At 62.4% G+C, this 21,247-nt stretch carries 25 protein-coding genes; 13 read left to right on the forward strand and 12 right to left on the reverse strand.

What is annotated here, in order from left to right; all coding sequences use genetic code 11:
• Nucleotides 1–16: 16 nt before the first annotated feature.
• Both IWW33_RS21125 and IWW33_RS21130 read right to left on the reverse strand, forming a co-directional pair.
• Nucleotides 17–187, reverse strand: coding sequence for a hypothetical protein (locus tag IWW33_RS21125; RefSeq protein WP_012315041.1), 171 nt, complete (start codon nt 185–187; stop codon nt 17–19).
• Between the two features lie 7 nt (nt 188–194).
• Nucleotides 195–497, reverse strand: a complete 303-nt coding sequence (locus tag IWW33_RS21130) for a DUF1883 domain-containing protein (protein ID WP_046785735.1) — start codon at nt 495–497, stop codon at nt 195–197.
• A gap of 160 nt (nt 498–657) precedes the next feature.
• Between IWW33_RS21130 and IWW33_RS21135 the strand changes: the two genes are divergently transcribed.
• The 9 genes from IWW33_RS21135 to IWW33_RS21175 all read left to right on the forward strand — a co-directional run bounded on the left by IWW33_RS21135 (nt 658) and on the right by IWW33_RS21175 (nt 9,310).
• Nucleotides 658–1,017: a hypothetical protein gene (locus IWW33_RS21135; RefSeq protein ID WP_039602624.1), complete on the forward strand. Its 360-nt coding sequence runs from the start codon at nt 658–660 to the stop codon at nt 1,015–1,017.
• Nucleotides 1,018–1,161: 144 nt separating this feature from the next.
• Nucleotides 1,162–1,812: a c-type cytochrome gene (locus tag IWW33_RS21140; protein WP_115274400.1), complete on the forward strand. Its 651-nt coding sequence runs from the start codon at nt 1,162–1,164 to the stop codon at nt 1,810–1,812.
• 14 nt (nt 1,813–1,826) lie between these two features.
• A complete protein-coding gene (locus IWW33_RS21145) occupies nt 1,827–2,741 on the forward strand; it encodes a c-type cytochrome (protein WP_046786371.1) in 915 nt (304 codons plus the stop codon).
• Between the two features lie 100 nt (nt 2,742–2,841).
• Nucleotides 2,842–4,203, forward strand: coding sequence for a UDP-glucose/GDP-mannose dehydrogenase family protein (locus IWW33_RS21150; RefSeq protein WP_174142498.1), 1,362 nt, complete (start codon nt 2,842–2,844; stop codon nt 4,201–4,203).
• Nucleotides 4,204–4,251: 48 nt separating this feature from the next.
• Nucleotides 4,252–5,091, forward strand: a complete 840-nt coding sequence (gene galU, locus IWW33_RS21155) for a UTP--glucose-1-phosphate uridylyltransferase GalU (RefSeq protein WP_012315035.1) — start codon at nt 4,252–4,254, stop codon at nt 5,089–5,091.
• Between the two features lie 98 nt (nt 5,092–5,189).
• A complete protein-coding gene (gene gorA / locus IWW33_RS21160; protein ID WP_196914397.1) occupies nt 5,190–6,545 on the forward strand; it encodes a glutathione-disulfide reductase in 1,356 nt (451 codons plus the stop codon).
• Nucleotides 6,546–6,815: 270 nt separating this feature from the next.
• Nucleotides 6,816–7,379, forward strand: a complete 564-nt coding sequence (gene ahpC / locus IWW33_RS21165) for an alkyl hydroperoxide reductase subunit C (protein ID WP_012315033.1) — start codon at nt 6,816–6,818, stop codon at nt 7,377–7,379.
• Nucleotides 7,380–7,503: 124 nt separating this feature from the next.
• Nucleotides 7,504–9,066, forward strand: a complete 1,563-nt coding sequence (ahpF, locus tag IWW33_RS21170) for an alkyl hydroperoxide reductase subunit F (RefSeq protein WP_119687341.1) — start codon at nt 7,504–7,506, stop codon at nt 9,064–9,066.
• A gap of 55 nt (nt 9,067–9,121) precedes the next feature.
• Nucleotides 9,122–9,310, forward strand: coding sequence for a hypothetical protein (locus IWW33_RS21175; RefSeq protein ID WP_046785739.1), 189 nt, complete (start codon nt 9,122–9,124; stop codon nt 9,308–9,310).
• Between the two features lie 5 nt (nt 9,311–9,315).
• Here the strand turns inward: IWW33_RS21175 and IWW33_RS21180 are convergent, their stop codons facing one another.
• From IWW33_RS21180 to nhaR, 3 genes are all read right to left on the reverse strand, one after another.
• Entirely contained in the window at nt 9,316–9,963 is a 648-nt protein-coding gene (locus tag IWW33_RS21180; protein ID WP_115274404.1) for a DUF480 domain-containing protein, read from the reverse strand.
• Between the two features lie 225 nt (nt 9,964–10,188).
• Entirely contained in the window at nt 10,189–11,400 is a 1,212-nt protein-coding gene (gene sstT / locus IWW33_RS21185) for a serine/threonine transporter SstT (protein ID WP_125923997.1), read from the reverse strand.
• Between the two features lie 78 nt (nt 11,401–11,478).
• Nucleotides 11,479–12,372 (reverse strand): transcriptional activator NhaR, encoded by an 894-nt coding sequence (gene nhaR / locus IWW33_RS21190; protein ID WP_012315028.1) that lies wholly within the window; start codon nt 12,370–12,372, stop codon nt 11,479–11,481.
• A 134-nt stretch (nt 12,373–12,506) separates the two neighbouring features.
• Here nhaR and IWW33_RS21195 point away from each other — a divergent pair, with 134 nt between their 5' ends.
• Both IWW33_RS21195 and IWW33_RS21200 read left to right on the forward strand, forming a co-directional pair.
• Nucleotides 12,507–12,746 (forward strand): hypothetical protein, encoded by a 240-nt coding sequence (locus IWW33_RS21195; protein WP_012315027.1) that lies wholly within the window; start codon nt 12,507–12,509, stop codon nt 12,744–12,746.
• 25 nt (nt 12,747–12,771) lie between these two features.
• Nucleotides 12,772–13,524: a TerC family protein gene (locus tag IWW33_RS21200; RefSeq protein WP_012315026.1), complete on the forward strand. Its 753-nt coding sequence runs from the start codon at nt 12,772–12,774 to the stop codon at nt 13,522–13,524.
• Between the two features lie 69 nt (nt 13,525–13,593).
• On the opposite strand, the gene IWW33_RS21205 is transcribed toward IWW33_RS21200, so the two are convergent.
• Nucleotides 13,594–14,892 carry an MFS transporter gene (locus tag IWW33_RS21205; RefSeq protein WP_046785743.1) on the reverse strand — a complete coding sequence of 433 codons (1,299 nt, stop codon included), beginning with the start codon at nt 14,890–14,892 and terminating at the stop codon, nt 13,594–13,596.
• 263 nt (nt 14,893–15,155) lie between these two features.
• On the opposite strand from IWW33_RS21205, the gene IWW33_RS21210 reads away from it, so the two are divergent.
• Both IWW33_RS21210 and IWW33_RS21215 read left to right on the forward strand, forming a co-directional pair.
• Nucleotides 15,156–15,710 carry a chalcone isomerase family protein gene (locus IWW33_RS21210; RefSeq protein ID WP_174142497.1) on the forward strand — a complete coding sequence of 185 codons (555 nt, stop codon included), beginning with the start codon at nt 15,156–15,158 and terminating at the stop codon, nt 15,708–15,710.
• Between the two features lie 2 nt (nt 15,711–15,712).
• On the forward strand, nt 15,713–16,249 hold the full coding sequence (locus tag IWW33_RS21215; protein ID WP_174142496.1) for a DUF3833 domain-containing protein: 537 nt from the start codon (nt 15,713–15,715) through the stop codon (nt 16,247–16,249).
• Nucleotide 16,250: 1 nt separating this feature from the next.
• Here the strand turns inward: IWW33_RS21215 and IWW33_RS21220 are convergent, their stop codons facing one another.
• From IWW33_RS21220 to IWW33_RS21245, 6 genes are read right to left on the reverse strand one after another with little or no spacing between them, the layout of a single operon-like run.
• Entirely contained in the window at nt 16,251–16,739 is a 489-nt protein-coding gene (locus IWW33_RS21220; protein WP_174142495.1) for a DUF2878 domain-containing protein, read from the reverse strand.
• A 2-nt stretch (nt 16,740–16,741) separates the two neighbouring features.
• Nucleotides 16,742–18,001, reverse strand: a complete 1,260-nt coding sequence (locus IWW33_RS21225; protein ID WP_174142494.1) for a cyclopropane-fatty-acyl-phospholipid synthase family protein — start codon at nt 17,999–18,001, stop codon at nt 16,742–16,744.
• Entirely contained in the window at nt 17,976–18,788 is an 813-nt protein-coding gene (locus IWW33_RS21230; RefSeq protein WP_115274408.1) for a DUF1365 domain-containing protein, read from the reverse strand. Before IWW33_RS21230 ends, IWW33_RS21225 begins: the two co-directional genes overlap by 26 nt.
• Nucleotides 18,785–20,032, reverse strand: coding sequence for an FAD-dependent oxidoreductase (locus IWW33_RS21235; protein WP_174142493.1), 1,248 nt, complete (start codon nt 20,030–20,032; stop codon nt 18,785–18,787). The genes IWW33_RS21230 and IWW33_RS21235 overlap by 4 nt, the downstream gene beginning before the upstream one ends.
• A gap of 7 nt (nt 20,033–20,039) precedes the next feature.
• A complete protein-coding gene (locus IWW33_RS21240; RefSeq protein ID WP_174142492.1) occupies nt 20,040–20,792 on the reverse strand; it encodes an SDR family NAD(P)-dependent oxidoreductase in 753 nt (250 codons plus the stop codon).
• Nucleotides 20,789–21,211 (reverse strand): nuclear transport factor 2 family protein, encoded by a 423-nt coding sequence (locus tag IWW33_RS21245; RefSeq protein WP_115274410.1) that lies wholly within the window; start codon nt 21,209–21,211, stop codon nt 20,789–20,791. The genes IWW33_RS21240 and IWW33_RS21245 overlap by 4 nt, the downstream gene beginning before the upstream one ends.
• Between the last annotated feature and the right edge of the window lie 36 nt (nt 21,212–21,247).

The following is a 21,247-nucleotide window of genomic DNA, read 5'->3' on the forward strand; positions in this document are numbered from 1 at the left end:
AGTCCTCCCTGCGGTTTTACAGTGCCTTGCTGACCTGGATGTCGCTGATCTTGTCGGCGTCGTCGCCGTGGATCTTGCGCAGGGCATCGAGTGCCTGCTCGTGCGAGGCATCGGGCATGACGGCGAAATCCCAGCGGCGTTCGCCGTCGAGCTTGTATTTGATGACGTACTTGATGTTCTGGGTCATGGCGGTCTTATCTGAGTTTGGACGACGAACGACGGATGATCTTGATCTTGTGGGTCAAGGTCGGCTTGCGCGTTACCGAGATGGGACGGGTGGTGACGGTGTCGATGGTGATGTTCCAGAAACCGGTGCTGGGTACCGTGATCTTGGCCGGGAACCGCTCGAAGTGGCCGCCGTGGTAAGTGTGTCGGCCGCCATTTTTGAAGCTGCGGAAGTTGGCGTCGTTCATCAGGCGGATGTTGCAGCGTTGAGAGCACTCGACGACAACGATGTCGTCCTCGTTGAGATGCTCGCGCTGGTGTACGAATTTCATGGGGTGCTCCGCAAAGTCGGGTTCTGCAAACGCGAACGATACCACGATGTCGGGATTGGCTGGCGCGCCTGATGGCATGGGGCTAGATAAATCTGCCAAAGCACGGAGCAAAAGTGCCTGGCCGTGGTCTGATGCATTCCTGATAGGTGAGGTGTGCCAAATGAAGTGGATGGTGGCGGCGTTGTCCCTGACGCTGGGTGGTTGTGTCAGCGTTTCCGAGCTGGAGCAGTCGCACGAAACGATGGATGTGATCTCTGGCAAGACGCCCCGCGAGTATGCCGACTGTGTCAAGGCAGAGCTGGCGAACACCCGTGATCCCTTGGTCGAAGAGCAGCGCGACGATGGCCTGCGGTTGATCGTGCCGCAAAAGTTGACTGCCGGCGCCGGGCCAGCGGCACTGGTGGACATCGAGGAACGTGGCAGCGGCAGCAGCATCAAGCTGCATGAACGCTTGAACAACTTCCCGCTGCGCCTGGGTGATGTGCGTACGGCGGCGACCAAGTGCATCTCTGGCGGTTGATCTGGCTCAAGTAAAACGCGCTTAACAGGCCAATTGCCATCTGTTGGTCGGGTTGGCGTTGTTGGCAATTCCCTGGCGGGGCTAGTATCCATTTGCTTATGTGTTTTAAGCCTAAGCTTATAACAAAAGAAATGGAGATTCGTGATGACCCCGTTGAGTCGAGTCCTGGTCGGCAGCCTGCTGATCCTGGCCTGGCCCATGGCGCACGCCGCCGATGGCCAGAAAATCTTCACCCAGGGTGGCGCCAACCCTGCCGCCATGGCATGCCTGGGCTGCCATGGCCCGGACGGCAAGGGTATAGCCGCCGCTGGGTTCCCCCGCCTGGCCGGCCTGCCGGCCGGCTACCTGAGCAAGCAGTTGCATGACTGGCGTGCCGGCAGCCGCAAACAGGCGGTGATGGAGCCGCTGGCCAAAGCCTTGACCGAGGATGAGATCACGGCCGTCAGCGACTACCTGGCCAGCCTGCCTGGCGAGCCGGCCCCCGGCTTGCGCCGCCAGCAAATCGCAGACGACCCCACCACCCGGCTGGCCCTTTACGGCGACTGGAGCCGCAACATCCCCGGTTGTGTGCAATGCCATGGCCCCGGTGGCAGTGGTGTCGGCGAGCACTTTCCGCCCCTGGCAGGGCAGCCTGCCAGCTACCTGGTGGCGCAACTCAACGGCTGGCGCGACGGCAGCCGCAGCAACGACCCCAATCAGCTGATGGTCGGTGTGGCCAAGGCCATGACCGACCAAGAGGTCCAGGCAATCGCAGAATTCTTTGCCAACCCTGCCAGCCAGGAGGTCAAGCCATGAAAGCCATGAAAGCCATGAAAGCATTGATGCCAGCGTTGCTGCTGTCGGCCATGGGGCACGCCGTTGCGGCGCCCATCGCCATGGAAGACCAGTCGCAGTTGAACGTTCCTGCTGCCCAGGCCTCAGCGCAGTTCGCGCCTCCCGCTGAGCGTGAGCTGCCGGACAACGCCTTCGGCAAAATGGTACGCGAGGGCCATGCGCTGTTCGTCGACACCCGCCGACTGATGCCCGAGGCGGTGGGTAATGGCATGAACTGCAGTAACTGCCACCTCGACCAGGGCCGCCTGGCAAACTCCGCGCCGATGTGGGGTGCGTACCCTATGTACCCGGCCTATCGCAAGAAGAACGACAAGGTCAACACCTACGCCGAACGTATCCAGGGCTGCTTCCAGTTCAGCATGAACGGCAAGCCCCCGGCCGCCGACAGCCCGCAGATGACTGCGCTGTCGGCCTATGCCTACTGGCTGTCCACCAAAGCGCCTACCGGTGTGGAGATCGCCGGGCGTGGCTACCCTGAGGTACCACAACCCCAGGGTGGCTACGACTTCAAGCGCGGCCAGCAGGTCTACCGCGAGCAGTGCGCCATCTGTCACGGGGACAATGGTGAAGGGCAGAAAGTGGCCGGCGAATACGTGATGCCGCCCTTGTGGGGCAAGGATTCCTACAACTGGGGTGCCGGCATGCACCGGATCAACACCGCGGCCTCCTTCATCAAGCACAACATGCCGCTGGGCCGGCCAGGCAGCCTGAGTGATCAGCAGGCGTGGGATGTGGCAGCCTGGGTCAATCGCCACGAACGGCCGCAGGACCCTCGGCTGGTGGAGGGCTCTGTCGAGAAGACCCGGCTCAAGTTCCATGCCAACGACGGGGTCAACCTGTATGGGCAGAAGGTCGAGGGGGTGCTGATCGGGCAGGGAACAGGTAGCTGACGCGCTCACCGTTGGCCTCACGGTTCTGTCATCCGGCCGTCACCGCTTTGCAACCCCTGCGGGGTAGCAATGTCCGCTATCTCACTCAAGGAGCGCGGCCATGGACCTCTGTGTGATCGGGGCAGGGTATGTAGGGTTGGTGACGGCAGCCTGTTTCGCCGGGATGGGCAACCGGGTGGTGTGCCTGGAACGCGACCCGCAGCGCCTGGCACAACTGCGTCAGGGCCAGTGTCCGATCCATGAACCGGGGCTGCAGGCACTGTTGCAATCTGGGATCGGCCAAGGGCTGCTGAGCTTCAGCGACCAGTGGGAGCCGTCGCTGGCCAAGGCGCAGGTGGTGTTCATCGCTGTCGGCACGCCCAGCCAGGAAGATGGCTCGGCCGACCTGCAGCACGTGCTGGCCGTGGCCGACAGCCTTGGCCGCCATTTGCCGCGCAGTTGCCTGGTGGTCAACAAGTCGACCGTGCCGGTGGGCACCGCAGAGCGCGTGGCCCGGCACGTGATGCAGGGCCTGCGCGACCGCAGCGCCGGTTTTACCGTCGAGGTGGCGAGCAACCCGGAGTTTCTCAAGGAAGGCAGCGCCATCGACGATTTCATGCGCCCGGACCGCATCATCATCGGCACGGACAACGAGGCAGCACAGCAGTCCTTGCAACGCCTCTACGCGCCTTTTGTGCGCAATCGCGAACGTATCCTGGTGATGTCCCCGCGTGCGGCCGAATTCAGCAAGTACGCAGCCAATGCCTTCCTGGCGACCAAGATATCGTTCATCAATGAATTGGCCGGGCTGTGCGCACACTTGGGGGTGGACATCGAACAGGTGCGCCACGGCATCGGTAGCGACCGGCGCATCGGCAGCCATTTCATCTATGCCGGCTGTGGTTATGGGGGGTCATGCTTCCCGAAGGATATCCGCGCGTTGGTCCGCACCGCCGAGCAGCAAGGTTATCAGCCTGCCATCCTGCGGGCAGTACAAGCCCGCAACGATCAGCAGAAGACCCTGTTGTTCACTGCGTTGCAGCAGCATTTCGGTGGGTTCATGCGCGGGCGTACCGTGGCGGTATGGGGGCTGGCTTTCAAACCGGGCACCGATGACCTGCGCGAGGCCCCCAGCCTGGTGCTGCTCGATGCCTTGCTGGCCGCAGGGACGCGCGTGCAGGCCTGCGATCCGGTGGCGCTGGCCGGGGTTGCCGAGCGCTATGCGCAGGCGCTGGCCAGTGGCCAACTGAAACTGACCGATGACCCCTACGCCTGCGTGGAGGGTGCCGATGCACTGGCCCTGGTGACTGAATGGAAGCAGTTCCACCAGCCGGATTTCAGCCGTGTGCGCGGGTTGATGCGCATGCCGGTGATATTTGATGGCCGTAATATTTACGATCCCTTGGAACTATCTACACTGGGTTATCTCTATCATGGCATCGGTCGGCCGCAGGCGGGGCATTGTAAGGTGACAGCCGCCTGATTAGACTGCGCCGAATTCCACAGGCTCTGCCTTTGTTTAAGGACGTTTATGATCAAGAAATGCTTGTTCCCGGCAGCCGGTTACGGCACTCGCTTCCTGCCTGCTACCAAAGCCATGCCCAAGGAAATGCTGCCAGTGGTCAACAAGCCACTGATCCAGTATGGCGTTGAAGAGGCCCTGGACGCTGGCCTGAACGAGATTTCCATCGTCACCGGCCGCGGCAAGCGCGCCCTGGAAGACCACTTCGACATCAGCTACGAGCTGGAAAACCAGATCAAGGGCACCGACAAGGAAAAATACCTGGTCGGCATCCGCCGCCTGCTCAACGAGTGCTCGTTCTCCTACACCCGCCAGACCGAAATGAAAGGCCTGGGCCACGCCATCCTGACCGGCCAGCCGCTGATCGGTGACGAACCGTTTGCTGTGGTGCTGGCGGACGACCTGTGCGTAAACCCGGAAGGTGACGGCGTACTGACCCAGATGGTCAAACTGTACAACCAGTTCCGCTGCTCGATCATCGCCATCCAGGAAGTCGACCCGCAGGAAACCAACAAGTACGGCGTGATTGCCGGCGACATGATCCGCGACGACATCTTCCGTGTGACCAACATGGTCGAAAAGCCTGCGCCGGAAGACGCGCCATCGAACCTGGCGATCATCGGCCGCTACATCCTGACCCCGGATATCTTCGATATCATCCGCAACACCCCACCGGGCAAAGGCGGCGAGATCCAGATCACCGACGCACTGATGCAGCAGGCACAGAACGGCTGCGTGATTGCCTACAAGTTCAAGGGCCAGCGTTTCGACTGCGGTGGCGCCGAAGGCTATATCGACGCGACCAACTTCTGCTTCGAGAACTACTACAAGACCGGCAAGGCTTACTGATAAGCCCCTACAGGTCGACGAGCCACCCTTCGGGGTGGCTTTTTTGTTTGTGGCGGCCAACGGCGGTATGCTGAGCGCCAGCCAAGGAGACTGAATACATGGCCTACGATTTTGATCTGTTCGTGATTGGTGCCGGGTCCGGTGGTGTGCGAGCGGCACGCTTCGCAGCGGGCTTTGGTGCAAAAGTGGCGGTGGCCGAGAGCCGCTACCTGGGTGGTACCTGCGTCAACGTCGGTTGCGTGCCCAAGAAGTTGCTGGTGTATGGCGCCCACGTCGCTGATGAGCTGGAGCAGGCTGCCGGCTACGGCTGGTCCCTGGAAGAGGGCCACTTCGACTGGGGTACCCTGATCGCCAACAAGAACCGCGAAATCGAGCGCCTCAACGGCATCTATCGCAACCTGCTGGTCAACAGCGGCGTGACCTTGCTGGAAGGCCATGCGCGCATCACCGGCGCCAACGAAGTGGAAGTGCAAGGCCAGCGCTACAGCGCCGGGCACATCCTCATCGCCACCGGTGGCTGGCCTCAGGTGCCGGACATCCCGGGCAAGGAGCTGGCCATCACCTCCAACGAGGCGTTCTACCTCAAAGAACTGCCACGCCGGGTGCTGGTGGTGGGGGGCGGCTACATCGCGGTCGAGTTCGCCGGCATTTTCCAGGGCCTGGGCGCCGCCACCACGTTGCTGTACCGCGGCGAGATGTTCCTGCGCGGCTTCGACGGCTCGGTGCGTACCCACTTGAAGGAAGAACTGGAAAAACGCGGCATGGACTTGCAGTTCAATGCCGATATCCAGCGCATCGAGCAGCTTGAGGACGGCAGCCTGAAGGCCACGCTCAAGGATGGCCGCGAGCTGCTCACCGATTGTGTGTTCTACGCCACCGGCCGACGCCCGATGCTCGACAATCTGGGCCTGGAAAACACCGGTGTGGAGCTGGATGCCCGCGGTTATATTCGCGTCGACGAGCAGTACCAGACCACCGCCCCGTCGATCCTGGCCATTGGCGATGTGATTGGCCGCGTGCAGCTCACCCCGGTCGCCCTGGCCGAAGGCATGGCCGTGGCGCGGCGCCTGTTCAAACCCGAGCACTACCGCCCGGTGGATTACCAGAACATCCCCACCGCGGTGTTCAGCCAGCCACCGATCGGTACCGTGGGCCTGACTGAAGAGCAGGCGCTGGAAGCCGGGCACAAGGTGCAGGTCTTCGAGAGCCGCTTCCGCGCCATGAAACTGACCCTCACCGACATCCAGGAAAAGACCCTGATGAAGCTGGTGGTGGACGCCGAGACCGACAAGGTGCTGGGCTGCCACATGGTCGGCCCTGATGCCGGCGAGATCATTCAGGGGTTGGGTGTTGCCCTGAAGGCTGGCGCTACCAAGCAGCAGTTCGACGAGACCATTGGCGTGCACCCGACGGCGGCGGAAGAGTTCGTCACCATGCGGACCGTTACGCGCTAAACCTCACGGACCCTATCGCCGGCAAGCCGGCTCTCACAGGTACGGCCCAGCTCTCAAGCTCGGCGCCGTACCTGTGTGTCCTGGCGTGCCAGTGATAGGCCCCTCAAATGCTTGCGCAATCCTTTGCTCAGCCCAATCCCTTCTATTAATAAACCTCGCTTATAGCCAAAACCAATCGCAAGCATGAGGTTTGCCAATGAGCCTTCGTGGCGACCAGCGGTTAGGATTCTCTCCGTCAACTGATTTCAACCCCATGAAGGAGCGTCTCTCATGCCTATCATCAACAGCCAGGTCAAACCGTTCAACGCCACCGCCTTCCACAACGGCGAATTCGTTCAGGTAAGCGAAGCCGACCTGAAGGGCAAGTGGTCTGTCGTGTTCTTCTACCCGGCCGACTTCACTTTCGTCTGCCCGACCGAGCTGGGTGACCTTGCTGACAACTACGCCGAGTTCCAGAAGCTGGGCGTGGAAATCTACGGTGTGTCCACCGACACCCACTTCACCCACAAAGCCTGGCACGACACTTCCGACACCATCAGCAAGATCAAGTACCCGCTGATCGGTGACCCGACCCACGTCATCTCGCGCAACTTCGACGTGCTGATCGAAGAAGCCGGTATGGCCGACCGCGGTACTTTCGTGATCAACCCGGAAGGCCAGATCAAGATCGTCGAAATCAACGACGGTGGTGTAGGCCGCGACGCCAGCGAGCTGCTGCGCAAGGTCAAGGCTGCCCAGTACATCGCCGCTCACCCAGGTGAAGTCTGCCCGGCCAAGTGGAAAGAAGGCGAAGCTACCCTCGCGCCATCCCTGGACCTGGTCGGCAAAATCTAAGACCGTGCGCCAGTCGTGGGCGGTGAGCAGCCGCCAAAGCTGAAGTACTCACTGCCCCGCCAAACGCCCGGGCGCTATTGCCTGGGCGTTTTTGTATCCGAAGATTGAAAAAGGAATCGCCCGTATGTTGGACGCCACGCTTAAATCGCAACTGAAAACCTACCTGGAGCGGGTCACCCAGCCGATCGAGATCGTTGCTTCCCTCGACGACGGCGCGAAGTCCCGCGAATTGCACGACCTGCTGGTGGAAATTGCCAGCCTGTCGAACCTCATTACCTTGAGCGCGGACGGTACCGACGCCCGTCGCCCGTCGTTCTCGCTCAACCGCCCGGGCGCTGACATCAGCCTGCGTTTTGCCGGCATCCCCATGGGCCACGAATTCACCTCCCTGGTGCTGGCGCTGCTGCAAGTCGGCGGCCACCCCTCCAAGGCCAGTGCCGAAGTGATCGAGCAGATCCAGGCCTTGGAAGGCGAGTTCACCTTCGAGACCTACTTCTCGCTGTCGTGCCAGAACTGCCCGGACGTGGTCCAGGCGCTGAACCTGATGGCGGTGCTCAACCCTAACGTACGCCACGTGGCCATCGACGGTGCGCTGTTCCAGGACGAAGTCGAGTCGCGCAAGATCATGGCCGTGCCCAGCATCTACCTGAACGGCGAAGTGTTCGGCCAGGGGCGCATGGGCCTTGAGGAAATCCTCGGCAAGATCGACACCAACGCCGGCGCCCGCCAGGCCGAGAAGATCAATGCCAAGGACGCCTTTGACGTGCTGGTGGTCGGCGGCGGCCCCGCCGGTGCCGCGGCTGCCATCTACGCAGCACGCAAAGGCATCCGTACCGGTGTCGCTGCCGAGCGTTTCGGCGGCCAGGTGCTCGATACCATGGCCATCGAGAACTTCATCTCGGTGCAGGAAACCGAAGGGCCGAAACTGGCTACTGCACTGGAAGAGCACGTCAAGCAGTACGACGTCGACATCATGAACCTGCAGCGCGGCGAAGCACTTATTCCGGCCACCGACGGCGGCCTGCACGAAGTACGCCTGGCCGGCGGCGCCTCGCTCAAAGCCAAGACCGTGATCCTCGCCACCGGCGCCCGCTGGCGCGAAATGAACGTGCCGGGTGAGCAGGAGTACCGTGCCCGTGGCGTGGCTTACTGCCCGCACTGCGATGGCCCGCTGTTCAAGGGCAAGCGTGTGGCGGTGATCGGTGGCGGCAACTCCGGCGTGGAAGCAGCCATTGACCTGGCCGGCATCGTCGCGCAGGTGACGTTGATCGAGTTCGACAGCCAGCTGCGTGCCGATGCCGTGCTGCAGCGCAAGCTGCACAGCCTGCCGAACGTCAAGGTGATCACCAGCGCGCTGACCACCGAGGTGGTGGGCAATGGTGAGAAGGTGACCGGCTTGCGCTACAAGGACCGCACCACCGACGAGCAGCATGAGCTGGCGCTGGAAGGTATCTTCGTGCAGATCGGCCTGTTGCCCAACACCGACTGGCTCAAGGGGACGATCGAGCTGTCGCCGCGTGGCGAGATCATCGTCGATGCCAAAGGTGCGACCAGCATCCCGGGCGTGTTCGCAGCCGGTGATGTGACCACCGTGCCGTACAAGCAGATCGTCATTGCGGTGGGCGAGGGTGCCAAGGCATCGCTGGCGGCCTTCGATCACCTGATCCGCACCTCGGCGCCGGCGTAAACCTGAAACCCGGGGGTGTCTATGCTTACTGCCGACACCCTCGGGAATTCAAGCCATGACCCTGATCAGCCGCGAACCCTGGTGGCTAGTGCCACCCCAGCCCGGGCAGCAGGAGCAGGACCTGCACTGGGGTTACCTGGAAATCTACGCAGACGGCCGTACCGTGTTCGTCGACCAGCGCCCCAGTGAGCGGGAAATGGCCGAGCGCAAAAGCTGCCGCAACTTCCCTGAACCGGAACACTGAGTGGCTTAGCCTTCAAGCTCGGCCAGGCGCGCCTCCAGCGCGGCAATCCGGGCCTCCAGGGCTTCGATCCTTTCTTCCGACACATTGCCGCCACTGTTGCGCGCCCCACCTTCCTGCTGGCGAGCGGCAAGAATCGCCTCGATTTCTGCCGGATCCCCCAGTGCATGGGTGTAGCGGTCTTCGCGCTGCCCGGCCTGGCGTGGCAGATGCAGTGCCAAACCACGCGAGATCAGGCGCTCCAGCTGGTGCTGGATCTGTTCGGTGTCATCGAAGTCGTGCAAGCGGTTGCTGCGGGTCAACAGCTCGTTGAGGGTTTGCGGCCCACGCAGGAACATCAGGCCCATCAGTATCAGCTGGGCCGGTACCAGCTCCAGTGCCTTGTCCACCCGCTGTTCCCAACGGTCTGCGCGGCTGCCCATCTGCAGCCGGGTCATGCCCTGGCTTTCCAGGGCACGCAGCGCCTGGCCGACCTGGCCCTGGGACAGGTTCATCACCGGCTCACGGCTGGTCTTCTGGTTGCAGGCCAGCACCAGGGCATTGAGGGTCAGTGGGTAACTTTCAGGGCTGGTGGCCTGTTTTTCGATCAGCGCGCCGAGAATGCGGATCTCGGTACTGCTGAAGCGGCCTTCGTCTGCGGTTTGATTTTCTGACATGGCCAAGTCTCATTGCGAGGAAAAGGCCACTAGCGTAGGTAAAGCGCCTGGCTTAAGCAATCACTGCCCCATCGCCGGCAAGCCGGCCCCCACAGACTGGCCCTGAACTCAAGGCATGTGCAGAGCCTGTGGGGCTGCAGTGTTGCTTGATTTCAAACCTTGACGCCATCCCTATTGTGGGAGCCGGCTTGCCGGCGAATGGGCCGCTACGCGGCCCTGGCTATCTCAAGCGCTACGGCGCTCTTGCGCTTGGCAGGCCGCTGCCGTGAACAGCACATCGGTCGAAGAATTCAGCGCAGTCTCTGCCGAATCCTGCAGCACGCCAATGATGAAGCCAACAGCAACCACCTGCATGGCAATCTCGCTGGGAATGCCGAACAGGCTGCACGCCAGCGGGATCAGCAGCAACGAACCGCCAGCCACGCCCGACGCACCACAGGCGCAGACCGCCGCCACCATGCTCAGCAGCACCGCGGTAGGCAGGTCTACCGGGATGCCCAGCGTGTGCACGGCTGCCAGGGTCAGCACGGTGATTGTGATGGCCGCGCCCGCCATATTTATGGTCGCTCCCAGCGGGATCGACACCGAGTAGGTGTCCTCATGCAGGCCCAGGCGCTCGGACAGTGCCAGGTTGACCGGAATGTTGGCCGCCGAGCTGCGGGTGAAGAAGGCCGTGATACCACTTTCGCGCAGGCACAGCAGCGTCAATGGGTAAGGGTTGCGGCGGATCTTGCAGAACACGATCAGCGGGTTCATCACCAGCGCCACGAACAGCATGCAGCCGATCAGCACCCCCAGCAGGTGCAGGTAGCCAAGCAGGGCATCGAGGCCAGACTGGGCGAGTGTCGAACTGACCAGGCCGAAAATGCCCAGCGGGGCGAAGCGGATGACTACCCGCACGATCAGGGTTACGCCATTGGACAGGTCCTCGACCACGGTTCGGGTGGTTTCGCCGGCATGGCGCAGCGCCACGCCCAAACCAATGGCCCAGGTCAGCACACCAATGAAATTGGCGTTGAGCAGGGCGTTGATCGGGTTGTCGACGGCGCTCAGCACCAGGTTTTGCAGCACTTCACCAATGCCGCCAGGCGCGCTCAGGGTCACATCGCTGGCGCTTAGGGCAAGTTGCGAAGGGAACAGCATGCTGGCGACAACGGCCACCACCGCAGCCGAGAAGGTGCCCAGCAGGTACAGCCAGAGAATCGGGCGGATGTGGGTTTCCTGGCCATGGCGATGGTTGGCGATCGAGGCCATGACCAGAATGAACACCAGCACCGGCGCGACTGCTTTCAGGGCGCTGACGAACACCTTGCCGAGAAAGCCCAGGTCGAGGGCGATGGCTGGCGCAAGCAAGGCCAGGACAATACCGGCGATCAGGCCGATGACGATCTGGGTCACCAGGCTGGTGCGGTTGAGGACGCGAAGGAGGGGGGACATGTGCTGCGCTATCTCGGTATCTTGAAAGGGCGTGACTTTACCATAGACCTTGGTAGGGTCGTCCCGGCCTGTTTGCGCTCACCAATGGAACAGCTCCCGACGCGCCCCCTCGGTAATGGCAACGATCCCGGGGTGCTTGACCTTGCGTTCAACCGAAATGGCATAGAACGACTCGTGCACCGCCTCGGTCTGCCCGATCAGCTCCACCCCGTACTGGCGGCACACTTCCTCGGCAATCACACTGGGAGCCACGAAGATACCGCTGCCCGACTGGCCGAATGCCTGCATCAAGGCGCTGTCGTCGAATTCGCCGATTATCCGCGGTTGCACCTGCTGCTCGCCAAGCCAGCGCAGCAGCCGGCTGCGCACTACCGTTTCCTGGCCCGGGATCAGCAATGGTGCATCGTGCAGGCAGCCAGGAAAGACGCCAGCGTGGCGTTGGGCCAAGGCTTTTGTAGCAAAGAAGCTCAAGCCGCATTCCCCGAGCTTCTGGCTGTAACCCTTGATATCCAGGTGGTTGGGCATCGGGCTGTCGGATATCACCAGGTCCAGGCGCTGGATCGCCAGGTCTGCCAGCAGGCGTTCGAGTTTGTCCTCACGGCAGTTGATGCGCAGCACATCGTCCAGCTCCATGGTGGGCGCGAGCAGGCGATAGACGATCGATTTGGGCACCACGTCGGCAACCCCCACGCGAAACAGGATCTGTTCCTGCGGGCCGGCGCGCAGCATGGCCTCCAGTTCACCGCCGATCTGGAACATCTGCTCGGCGTAGACCAAGGTCTGGCGACCGGTTTCGGTCAGCTCCAGCTGCCGCCCGACCCGTTGGAACAGCTCCAGGCCGTAGGTCTGCTCGAACAGGCTGATCTGACCGCTGATGGTCTGCGGGGTCAGGTTCAGTTGCTCACTGGCGCGGGCGATGCTGCCGGTCTTGGCCACGGCCCAGAAATAGTGAAGCTGTCGATAGTTGAGCATCACAGCGTTCCCGATTCGTAAAAACCGAAGTATAACCGCTGAAAATACGAATTTTCCTGATGTATCGGCATCTTTAGAATTCGACGCCATCAGGCGCATTGCGCGCCGTCGGGATATCGACAAGCGAGGACCCCATGCTGCAATTCAAATCCATTGGCACACCCTTGGTGCTAGCCTTGGCACTGATGAGCCTGGCAGGCTGCGACCAGGCCGAGAAATCTGCCCAGCAGATGCTCGACCAGGCCGCCAAATCGGCCAAGCAGGCCATCGATGACACCAACGAAGCGGCGCAGCAGGCGCTGAGCGACGCTATCGGCACCGAAGGGCAGAAGCCCAAGGACGCCGACCAGCAAGACAAAACCCAGGACATCTGACCCAGAAACGTTGCAGGACTGAAAAATGGAATATTTGCTGGAACTCGCCGCAAGCCCCACCGCCTGGGTAGCCCTTGCCACACTGGTGGCCATGGAAGTCGTACTGGGCATCGATAACCTGATCTTCATCTCGATCCTGACCAACAAATTACCGGTCGAATACCGTTCCAAGGCACGCCGTATCGGTATCAGCATGGCCTTGATCATGCGTTTGGCGCTGCTCAGCACGGTGGCGTGGATCGTTCAGCTGACCGACCCGGTATTCGAAGTGTTCGGTAATGCCTTCTCCTGGAAGGACGTGATCCTGATTGCCGGTGGCCTGTTCCTGCTGTGGAAAGCGACCAAGGAAATCCACGAAAACGTCGACCCGCACGGCGCCAAGGAAGAAGCCAAGGTGTCCTCCACGGTTACCCTGGGCTTCGCGGCCGCGATCTTCCAGATCCTGCTGCTGGACATCGTGTTCTCGGTTGACAGCATCATCACCGCTGTGGGCATGACCGAGCACCTGCCGATCATGATCATTGCCGTGATCACTGCCGTGATCGTCATGATGGTGGCCGCTGACCCGTTGGCGAACTTCATCAACGACAACCCGACCGTGGTCATGTTGGCCCTGGGCTTCCTGATCATGATCGGCATGACCCTGATCGCCGAAGGTTTCGGTGCCCATGTGCCAAAAGGTTATGTGTATGCAGCGATGGCCTTCTCTACGGCGATCGAAGTGCTCAACATCCTGGCCCGCCGGGCACGGATGAAGCGCGAAGCGACCGAAGGCTGATTCATGGCGGGGGGCGCTGTGCGCCCCATTCGCCGGCGGGCCCCCTTCCAGGAAGGGGGCAACTGACGCTTACTGCGCTTCGACCTTGCGCGGCGCCATGAAGTACAACCACACCAGTGCAATGAAATACATCGCCGGGATCATGGTGAACAGCACTGCGTAGTTGTTATTGGTAACCGTCAGCACGGTGCCGACGATCTGCGTCATGAACATGCCGCCAATGGCCGCACACATGCTGCCAAAGCCGAACACCGTGCTTATCAGGTGCTTGGGCGTGTAATCCATCAGCAGGCTCCATATGTTCGCCGTCCAGGCTTGGTGCGCGCCGACCGCCACGGCAATGGCAAGCACCGCTACCCACAGGCCACTGGCGTTGGCGGCGAAGGTCACGCTGATCATGGTGCAGGCGAAGATCAGCATCGATATCAGGCGTGCCCGTATGGCGCGTACGCCACGGCCTATCAGCCAGGACGAAAGGATGCCGCCGCCAATGCTGCCGAAGTCGGCCGTGAGCCAGATCAGGATCAGCGGGATGCCCATCTGGGTCACGCTGATGCCCAGGTTGTACTGCTGGTTGAGAAAAGGTGGCAGCCAGTACAGGTAGAACCAGAACACCGGTGCGGTGATCGCGAATGCCACGGCGAAGGCCCAGGTGCCGCGCATGCGCAGGATGCGGCTGAAGGGCACACGTACCGCCTCAGGCTCGGCTTCGCGCTGGATGTACTCCAGTTCGCTCTGGCGCACAGTCGGGTGCTCTTCAGGGTTGAAGTATTTCAAGCCCCAGAACACCACCCAGACCAGGCCCAGGCAACCCATGGCGATAAAGGCGGCCTGCCAGCCCCAGGCCGCCAGGATCACTGGCAGCAGCGCCGGGGTGATCATCGCGCCAACGTTGGTGCCGGCGTTGAACAGCCCGGTGGCAATGGCCCTTTCACCCGCGGGGAACCACAGTCGTGTGGTCTTCACACAAGCCGGATAATTGGCGGCTTCGGTCAGGCCGAGGATGAAGCGGCAGACCATGAAGCCTGCGGCCGATGTCGCCAGGCCATGGGCTCCGGTGGCCAGGCTCCAGAGCAGTACCGCCATGAAAAATGCACGTTTTACGCCGATTTTGTCGATCAACCGGCCCTGCAACAGGAAGCCGATGGCGTAACCCACCTGGAACCAGAAGTTGATGTTGGCGTAGTCCATCGCCGTCCAGCTCATGTCCTTGGCCAGCATGGGCTGCATGATGCCGAGGGCGGCGCGGTCGATGTAGTTCAGTGTGGTGGCGAAGAACACCAGGGCGAGCATGCCCCAGCGCGTCTTGCCGACAGCAAAGGCGTCGCGAATCTTGCTGCCCATGGAAGCATGGGGAATAGGAGGCATGGCCGATGTACCTGTTTCTTGAAATTGTAATGAGCTGCTGGATGCTTCTGGCCCGCGGGTTTGGCTCAAGGCAGTGAGCACCCGCAAGGCCGTGGCATGGTGAGCAGTGAAGCAAGGACCGTCAATGCCAGAAAACGCGCTACCGTTCGATAACCGAACGATTGCCGTCCGTCATTATTTTGCGTGAAAGACTCGATATCTCTACATAAAGTTGTACATGAAAATATACTTGTACAATATTTGAGTATTCCGGTCTCCAGAGTATGGCCATGCGAAGCACTGTCACAGCCCTCAACCTGTTCGTGCTTGCCGTTGCGCTTGCCGTCATGCCACCCGCCGTGGCGGACTGGCGGTCAGCGGTGCCCGAGGCGCGCAGCGTCGGCAGCGGTGAGTTCACCTGGTTTGGCCTGCGTGTCTACACCGCCCGTTTGTGGAGCGCAGGCTCGCCGCAGGGCTGGAGTGAGCCTTTTGCCCTGGACCTTCTCTACCACCGGAGGTTGTCACGCGAGGCGCTGGTGCAGGCCAGTCTGGATGAAATGCGTCATCTGAGCGACCGCCCTTTGCCCGAGGCCACGCTTGAGCGTTGGGAGCAAGCGATGAACGAGGCGTTCGTCGATGTGCGCCCGGGCATGCGCATCACCGGGGTGTACCTGCCGGGGCAGGGCTCCCGGTTCTATGTCGATGGTCAACTGCGTCGCGAAATTGCCGACCCGGCATTTGCCAGGGCATTTTTTGCCATCTGGCTGGACCCGCGGGCCCGGGACCCCGAATTGCGCCAGCGCCTGCTCGGCCTGGCCGGTAATGATCAAGGAGATTGAACATGCGAAGAGTGTTGCTATTGGTCGGCTGCCTGCTGCTGGGCAGTTGCGGCAATGTCGAGGTCGACCATTACGCCGGTGAAAAGCCGGCGCTGGACCTGGTCACGTTCTTCTCCGTGCCGGTGCAGGCCTGGGGCATGTTCCAGAATCGCTCGGGGGAAGTGGTCAAACGCTTCGATGTGCGCATCGACAGCCGCCGCGAAGGTGACCGGCTGATTCTTGACGAGCACTTCGTGTACAGCGACGGTACGCGCCAGCGGCGCATCTGGACCCTGACCCCGGACGGCCCCGGGCGCTGGCGTGGTCGTGCGGGCGATGTGATCGGCGAAGCCCGCGGCGAGGTGGCGGGCAACGCCCTGCACTGGCGCTACCGCCTGGACCTGCCGGTCGACGGCCGGCATTGGGAAATGGACATCGATGACTGGATGTACCTGATGGATGAGGACACCCTGATCAACCGTTCGAGCATGCGCAAACTGGGTGTGGAGGTCGGGCAGATCACCCTGTTTTTCCGCCGCCTGCCAAAGGCCTCGCAGTGACTCAGGCCGCTCTCGCGAGCCGTAGCATCAACGGAAATGCCACCGCCCAGATCGGTGCCAGCAGCAGGGCGGTAGGCAGGGGACCCATTGGTAGTTCCACCCCGGCCAGCCGCGCCCCCGCCAGGTAGGCCAACGGCCCACCGAACAGTCCAAGCAGCCCTCCTAGCCACAGCGGGCGGGTAGCCCAGGCCAGGCTGTGGCGCAACCCGCTTGCCAGCACCAGCCACATCAGGGCCAGCCAGCCGGGCAGCGGCCATTGGGCAAAAGCAAATACCCCCAGTGCCCCCAGCAGGCTGTCCAGCAGACAACCTGCAAGCCCTATCGCCAGCAGCGCACGCAGCTCTGCGCGCCGCTCATGGCAATAACCCAGGTGCAGCGCCACGCCTATCGGCACCAGGGCAAGCAGCCAGGGCGTGTGGGCGCCGAGTACACATACCCACCAGCCAGCCTGCAACCACACTGCATTGGCGATAAGCCAGGTACGTGACATGTTCAGGCACCTGGCAAAGGCGCCCGACGGGCTTGCGGCGCGGCCCACAGCAGTTGCGCCACGCCAATGGCACGTTCCTCGAAGCCGCCCTGGCAGTAACACAGGTAGAACTCCCACAGGCGCTGGAAGGTTTCGTCGTAACCCAGTTCCTTGAGTGCCGTGCGCGCCTGGCGCAGGTTATCGCGCCAATGGCGCAAGGTGCGGGCATAGTCCTGGCCAAAGTCCTCCATATGCACCAGGTTCAACCCGGTCTTGCGGCTGGCGGTGTCCAGCAGCACGCTCAGTGATGGCAGCGCACCGCCTGGGAATATGTAGCGCTGGATGAAATCCACCGAGCGCCGCGCCTGGGCGTAACGTTGATCGCGAATGGTGATGGCCTGCAGCAGCATCAGGCCATCCTCCTTGAGCAGTGCGGCACACTGGCGGAAGTAAGTGGGCAGGTAACGGTGGCCGACGGCCTCGATCATCTCGATCGAAACCAGCTTGTCGAAGCGCCCGCTCAGGTCGCGGTAGTCCTCGCGCAGCACCGTGATGCGTTGCGTAAGGCCCAGCGCTTGCACCCGTTGCAGGGTGTGGGCGTACTGCGCCTCGGACAGCGTCGTGGTGGTGACGCGGCAGCCATACTGGGTGGCAGCATGGATGGCCAGGCTGCCCCAGCCGGTGCCGATTTCCAGCAGGTGTTCGTGGGGTTTGAGCTCGAGCTTCTGGCAGATGCGTTCAAGCTTGTTCAGTTGCGCCTGCTCCAGGGTTTGCTCGGCGCTCTCGAACTGCGCCGCCGAGTACATCATGGTTGGGTCGAGCAGGCGTTCGAACAAGGCGTTGCCCAGGTCGTAATGGGCCAGGATGTTGCGCCGTGAACCGCGTCGGCTATTGCGGTTGAGCCGGTGCAGCAGGTGCAGGGCCGGGCGTGCCAAGCGTGCCAGCCCGCCCTCCATGGCATCGAGCACCTCAAGGTTGGCGACGAACACACGGGTGACTGCGGCCAGGTCGGGGGTGCGCCAGTAGCCATGGATATAGCCTTCCCCGGCGCCGATCGAGCCGTTACTGGCGACCAGGCTCCAGGCGGCCTCGTCAACGATTTCGACCTGGGCGTGCAGAGCACTGCCGGCTTCACCGAAGGTCCACTGACGATCGTTGCAGATCACCCGTAAACTGCCGCGGGCCAAGCGGCGCAACTGGGCCAGCACGGCCGTCCTGGCCAGGTTGCCAAGCAGCGGTGTCAGGCCGGTGGACTTGCTAACGCTCAGGGTGGGCTCGGTCATCATCTAACTCCTTGGAGGCGGCTTGGCCCAGGCTCAGGTTACCCAGGCTGGCGCTATGGTCGTGGATGGGCGTGCGCTTGAGCAGCAGCTGCAAGGCCTGCCAGTAGATGGCTGCTACGGTGCGCAGGCTCATCCAGGGGAAACTCAGGATATGGCGGTGCAGAGCGGCGCGATCCAGCGGCCCGCGTTGCAGCGCGAGGTCGGCATCGAACACCTTTTGCCCCTCGCGCCAGTTCTCCATGTGCACGTGTACGCGTCGCGCATCGAGCAGAAAACGCAGGCGGTACTCCATGTCCAGGGGCATGAACGGCGACACATGGAACGCCTTGGCCACGCAAAACCCGGTAGACAGGCCGTCTTGCACCGGCAACACGTAGTGAAAGCGCTGGCGCCATGGCGTGTTGCGCACCTCCAGCAGGATCGCCTGCAACTGGCCGGCGGGGTCGTGGCAGAAGTAGACACTCACCGGGTTGAACGAAAGGCCCCAGCAGCGCGGCTGGGTTAGCAGGTGCACGGCGCCTTCAGGCGTTTGCCCGGTGGCCTGGCCGACCAATTGCCGAGCGGCCTGGGCCAATGGCATGCCATTGCGGGTCAGCGCCGGCAGGTAATCGCTTTCGCGCCAGCTCAGCGGCGCCAGTCGCGACCGCCCCAGCCAGCGGCTGAGGCTGAGCAGGCGGGGTTGCTCGTCCAGGTCCAGGTAGAACATGCCGATCCGATAGCGGAAGGCATGCTGGCGTGGTGTCAGGCGCCTATGGCTGACCCAGCCGTGGCACAGGCTGCTGATCACAAGCCTTCCCCAAAAAACTCAGCCACTTTCAAGGCGCTGACCACGCCGTCCTCGTGGAAGCCGTTGGCCCAGTAGGCGCCGCAGAAGTAGCTGTGCTGTCGGCCCTGCAATTCAGCCTGTCGGGCCTGGGCAGCGAGGGCGACGAGGCTGTACTGCGGGTGCGCATAGTTGAAGCGGGCGAGGATCTGCGTCGGGTCCACCAGTGCGGTCTGGTTCAGGCTCACGCAGAAGGTCACCGGCGCTTCGATACCTTGCAGGATGTTCATCGCGTAGGTCAGCGCGGCCGGTGCCTGCTGCGGGCCGCCGAGGCGGTAGTTCCAACTGGCCCAGGCTTTGCGCCGGGTTGGCAGCAGGCGGGTGTCGGTGTGCAGCACCACGTCGTTGCTGGCGTAGGTGATGGCGCCGAGTATTGCGCGCTCATCGGCACTGGGCGCCTCCAGCAAGGCCAAAGCCTGGTCGCTGTGGCAGGCGAACACCACATTATCGAAGCGCTCGCTGCCGGCCGCGCTGAACACGGTCACGCCGCCTTCGTCACGGCTGACACGGTCAACCGGGCAGTTGAGGCGGATGCGCTCGGCGAATGGCTTGCACAACGGCGCCAGGTAACTGCGTGAACCACCCTCGATCACCCGCCATTGCGGGCGGTTGCTCACCGAGAGAAGGCCGTGGTTACGGCAAAAGCGCACGAAGAACTGCAGCGGAAAACCGAGCATGTCGGCGCGTGACATCGACCAGATAGCCGAGCCCATCGGCACGATGTAGTGGTCGATGAAGCGCTGGCCATAGCCCTGCGTCTGCAGGTAGCCACCCAGGGTGGTGGCTTCGTCGATACGCTGGCTGTCCAGGTCGGCAAGGACCTTGCGGTTGAAGCGCAGGATATCGCGCAGCATGCCCCAGAAGCCTGGCGATAACAGGTTGCTACGCTGGGCGAACAGCGTGTTGAGGTCATGGCCGTTGTATTCGAAACCGTTACGCGGGTCATGCACCGAAAAGCTCATTTCGGTGGGCCTGGAGGCAACCTTGAGCTGGTCGAGCAGGCGGATGAAGTGCGGGTAGGTCCAGTCGTTGAATACGATAAAACCGGTATCCACTGCGTACTGCCGGCCACCCCATTGGACATCGACGGTATGGGTGTGGCCACCGATCCAGTCGGCGGCCTCGAACACAGTGACTTCATGCCGCCGAGAGAGCAGATAGGCACAGGTGAGGCCGGCAATACCGCTGCCGATGATTGCGATGCGCATGTCTGTTTCAGTCCTGTTGCTTGCGTGCCAGGCGCTGGCCTAGCTTCAGTCGCCAGCGCACCGGCATTGCGCCCAGCAGGCGCAGTACCAGAGTGAATACGCCGGGGAAGTTGATTTCTAGCGGGCGCTTGGGCAAACGCACGGCAATGTGCCTGGCGGCGCGTTCTGCACTCCAGATCTGGGGCATGGGGAAGTCATTGCGGCGGGTCAATGGCGTATCGACAAAGCCAGGGCTGATTAGCGTGACATCGATGCCCTCGTTGACCAGATCGATGCGCAGCGACTCGATCAGGTAGCGCACGGCCGCTTTGGAGGCACCGTAGGCCCCGGCACGGGGCAGCGCCAGCCAGGACACCGAGCTGCCGATCACCACTAGGTGCGGGCGTTGGCCACGGCGCAGCAAGGGCAGGGCAGCGTGCAGGCAGTGACTGACGCCGATCAGGTTGGTGCCCACCACGCGCTCGACCAGCTCTGGGTCGAAATGGCCCGGCTCCAGGTATTCACAGGTGCCTGCATTGAGAATCACCAGGTCGAGCGCGCCCCAGCTGCGTTCGATGTGCGCGGCAACATCAGCGACCTGCCGAGGGTCACTGATATCGCCGATGGCCAGCAACGTCTGCTGTGGAAACTGCGCGGTCAGCGGCGCCAGGTTTTCGGCCTGCCGGCCACCCAGCGCAACCTGATGGCCCTGTTCCAGCAGCTGTTGCGCCAGCGCGGCGCCGATGCCGCTGCTGGCACCGGTCAGCCAGCAGCGGCTCATGCCAGCCGCCCCTTGAGCCAACGCACAGCGCTGCCTACTACTGGCACATGCTCGTAAAGCAGTGCACCGGCGTCGAAGTAGTCTTGATGAAAGTGCACGCGTTCGTGCCAGCGAAGGTGGCTGCAACCCTGCAGGCTGATCAGGCGCCCGTTGGCCAGGCGTGGGTGGCGAAAATGCAGGGTCCAGCGAATGTAACCGTGGCCCGGTTGGACCTCGTCGGTACCCTCGAAGGTGTAACGCACCTCCTGGGTGTTGGCGTAGAGCTCAGCGAAGTAGGCACGCAGGTCGCTCAGCCCGTCGATCTTGTGCAGAGGGTCGCGGAAGGTGACATCCTCGCTGTACAAGTCACCCAGGCGGTCGAGGTTGTCCGCATCGAGGCTGGCAAAGCGTTCGGCGAAGGTTTGCAGGTAGCTGGACATGCGCGGCCCTGTACAAAAATGGTTTCTTGTACAGGT

Origin of the sequence: Pseudomonas sp. M2 (assembly GCF_015751845.1) — a bacterium.
GTDB classification, from domain to species: domain Bacteria; phylum Pseudomonadota; class Gammaproteobacteria; order Pseudomonadales; family Pseudomonadaceae; genus Aquipseudomonas; species Aquipseudomonas putida_E.

Coding starts and splice junctions, on each gene's coding strand:
- IWW33_RS21140 (WP_115274400.1), top strand. CDS start 1,162: ATGACCCCGTTGAGTCGAGTCCTGGTCGGCAGCCTGCTGATCCTGGCC.
- gorA (WP_196914397.1), top strand. CDS start 5,190: ATGGCCTACGATTTTGATCTGTTCGTGATTGGTGCCGGGTCCGGTGGT.
- IWW33_RS21210 (WP_174142497.1), top strand. CDS start 15,156: ATGGCCATGCGAAGCACTGTCACAGCCCTCAACCTGTTCGTGCTTGCC.
- IWW33_RS21125 (WP_012315041.1), bottom strand. CDS start 187: ATGACCCAGAACATCAAGTACGTCATCAAATACAAGCTCGACGGCGAA.
- IWW33_RS21205 (WP_046785743.1), bottom strand. CDS start 14,892: ATGCCTCCTATTCCCCATGCTTCCATGGGCAGCAAGATTCGCGACGCC.
- IWW33_RS21240 (WP_174142492.1), bottom strand. CDS start 20,792: ATGAGCCGCTGCTGGCTGACCGGTGCCAGCAGCGGCATCGGCGCCGCG.
- IWW33_RS21200 (WP_012315026.1), top strand. CDS start 12,772: ATGGAATATTTGCTGGAACTCGCCGCAAGCCCCACCGCCTGGGTAGCC.
- IWW33_RS21235 (WP_174142493.1), bottom strand. CDS start 20,032: ATGCGCATCGCAATCATCGGCAGCGGTATTGCCGGCCTCACCTGTGCC.
- IWW33_RS21225 (WP_174142494.1), bottom strand. CDS start 18,001: ATGACCGAGCCCACCCTGAGCGTTAGCAAGTCCACCGGCCTGACACCG.
- sstT (WP_125923997.1), bottom strand. CDS start 11,400: ATGTCCCCCCTCCTTCGCGTCCTCAACCGCACCAGCCTGGTGACCCAG.
- nhaR (WP_012315028.1), bottom strand. CDS start 12,372: ATGCTCAACTATCGACAGCTTCACTATTTCTGGGCCGTGGCCAAGACC.
- IWW33_RS21220 (WP_174142495.1), bottom strand. CDS start 16,739: ATGTCACGTACCTGGCTTATCGCCAATGCAGTGTGGTTGCAGGCTGGC.
- galU (WP_012315035.1), top strand. CDS start 4,252: ATGATCAAGAAATGCTTGTTCCCGGCAGCCGGTTACGGCACTCGCTTC.
- IWW33_RS21135 (WP_039602624.1), top strand. CDS start 658: ATGAAGTGGATGGTGGCGGCGTTGTCCCTGACGCTGGGTGGTTGTGTC.
- IWW33_RS21245 (WP_115274410.1), bottom strand. CDS start 21,211: ATGTCCAGCTACCTGCAAACCTTCGCCGAACGCTTTGCCAGCCTCGAT.
- IWW33_RS21145 (WP_046786371.1), top strand. CDS start 1,827: ATGAAAGCATTGATGCCAGCGTTGCTGCTGTCGGCCATGGGGCACGCC.
- IWW33_RS21175 (WP_046785739.1), top strand. CDS start 9,122: ATGACCCTGATCAGCCGCGAACCCTGGTGGCTAGTGCCACCCCAGCCC.
- IWW33_RS21180 (WP_115274404.1), bottom strand. CDS start 9,963: ATGTCAGAAAATCAAACCGCAGACGAAGGCCGCTTCAGCAGTACCGAG.
- IWW33_RS21130 (WP_046785735.1), bottom strand. CDS start 497: ATGAAATTCGTACACCAGCGCGAGCATCTCAACGAGGACGACATCGTT.
- ahpF (WP_119687341.1), top strand. CDS start 7,504: ATGTTGGACGCCACGCTTAAATCGCAACTGAAAACCTACCTGGAGCGG.
- IWW33_RS21150 (WP_174142498.1), top strand. CDS start 2,842: ATGGACCTCTGTGTGATCGGGGCAGGGTATGTAGGGTTGGTGACGGCA.
- ahpC (WP_012315033.1), top strand. CDS start 6,816: ATGCCTATCATCAACAGCCAGGTCAAACCGTTCAACGCCACCGCCTTC.
- IWW33_RS21215 (WP_174142496.1), top strand. CDS start 15,713: ATGCGAAGAGTGTTGCTATTGGTCGGCTGCCTGCTGCTGGGCAGTTGC.
- IWW33_RS21195 (WP_012315027.1), top strand. CDS start 12,507: ATGCTGCAATTCAAATCCATTGGCACACCCTTGGTGCTAGCCTTGGCA.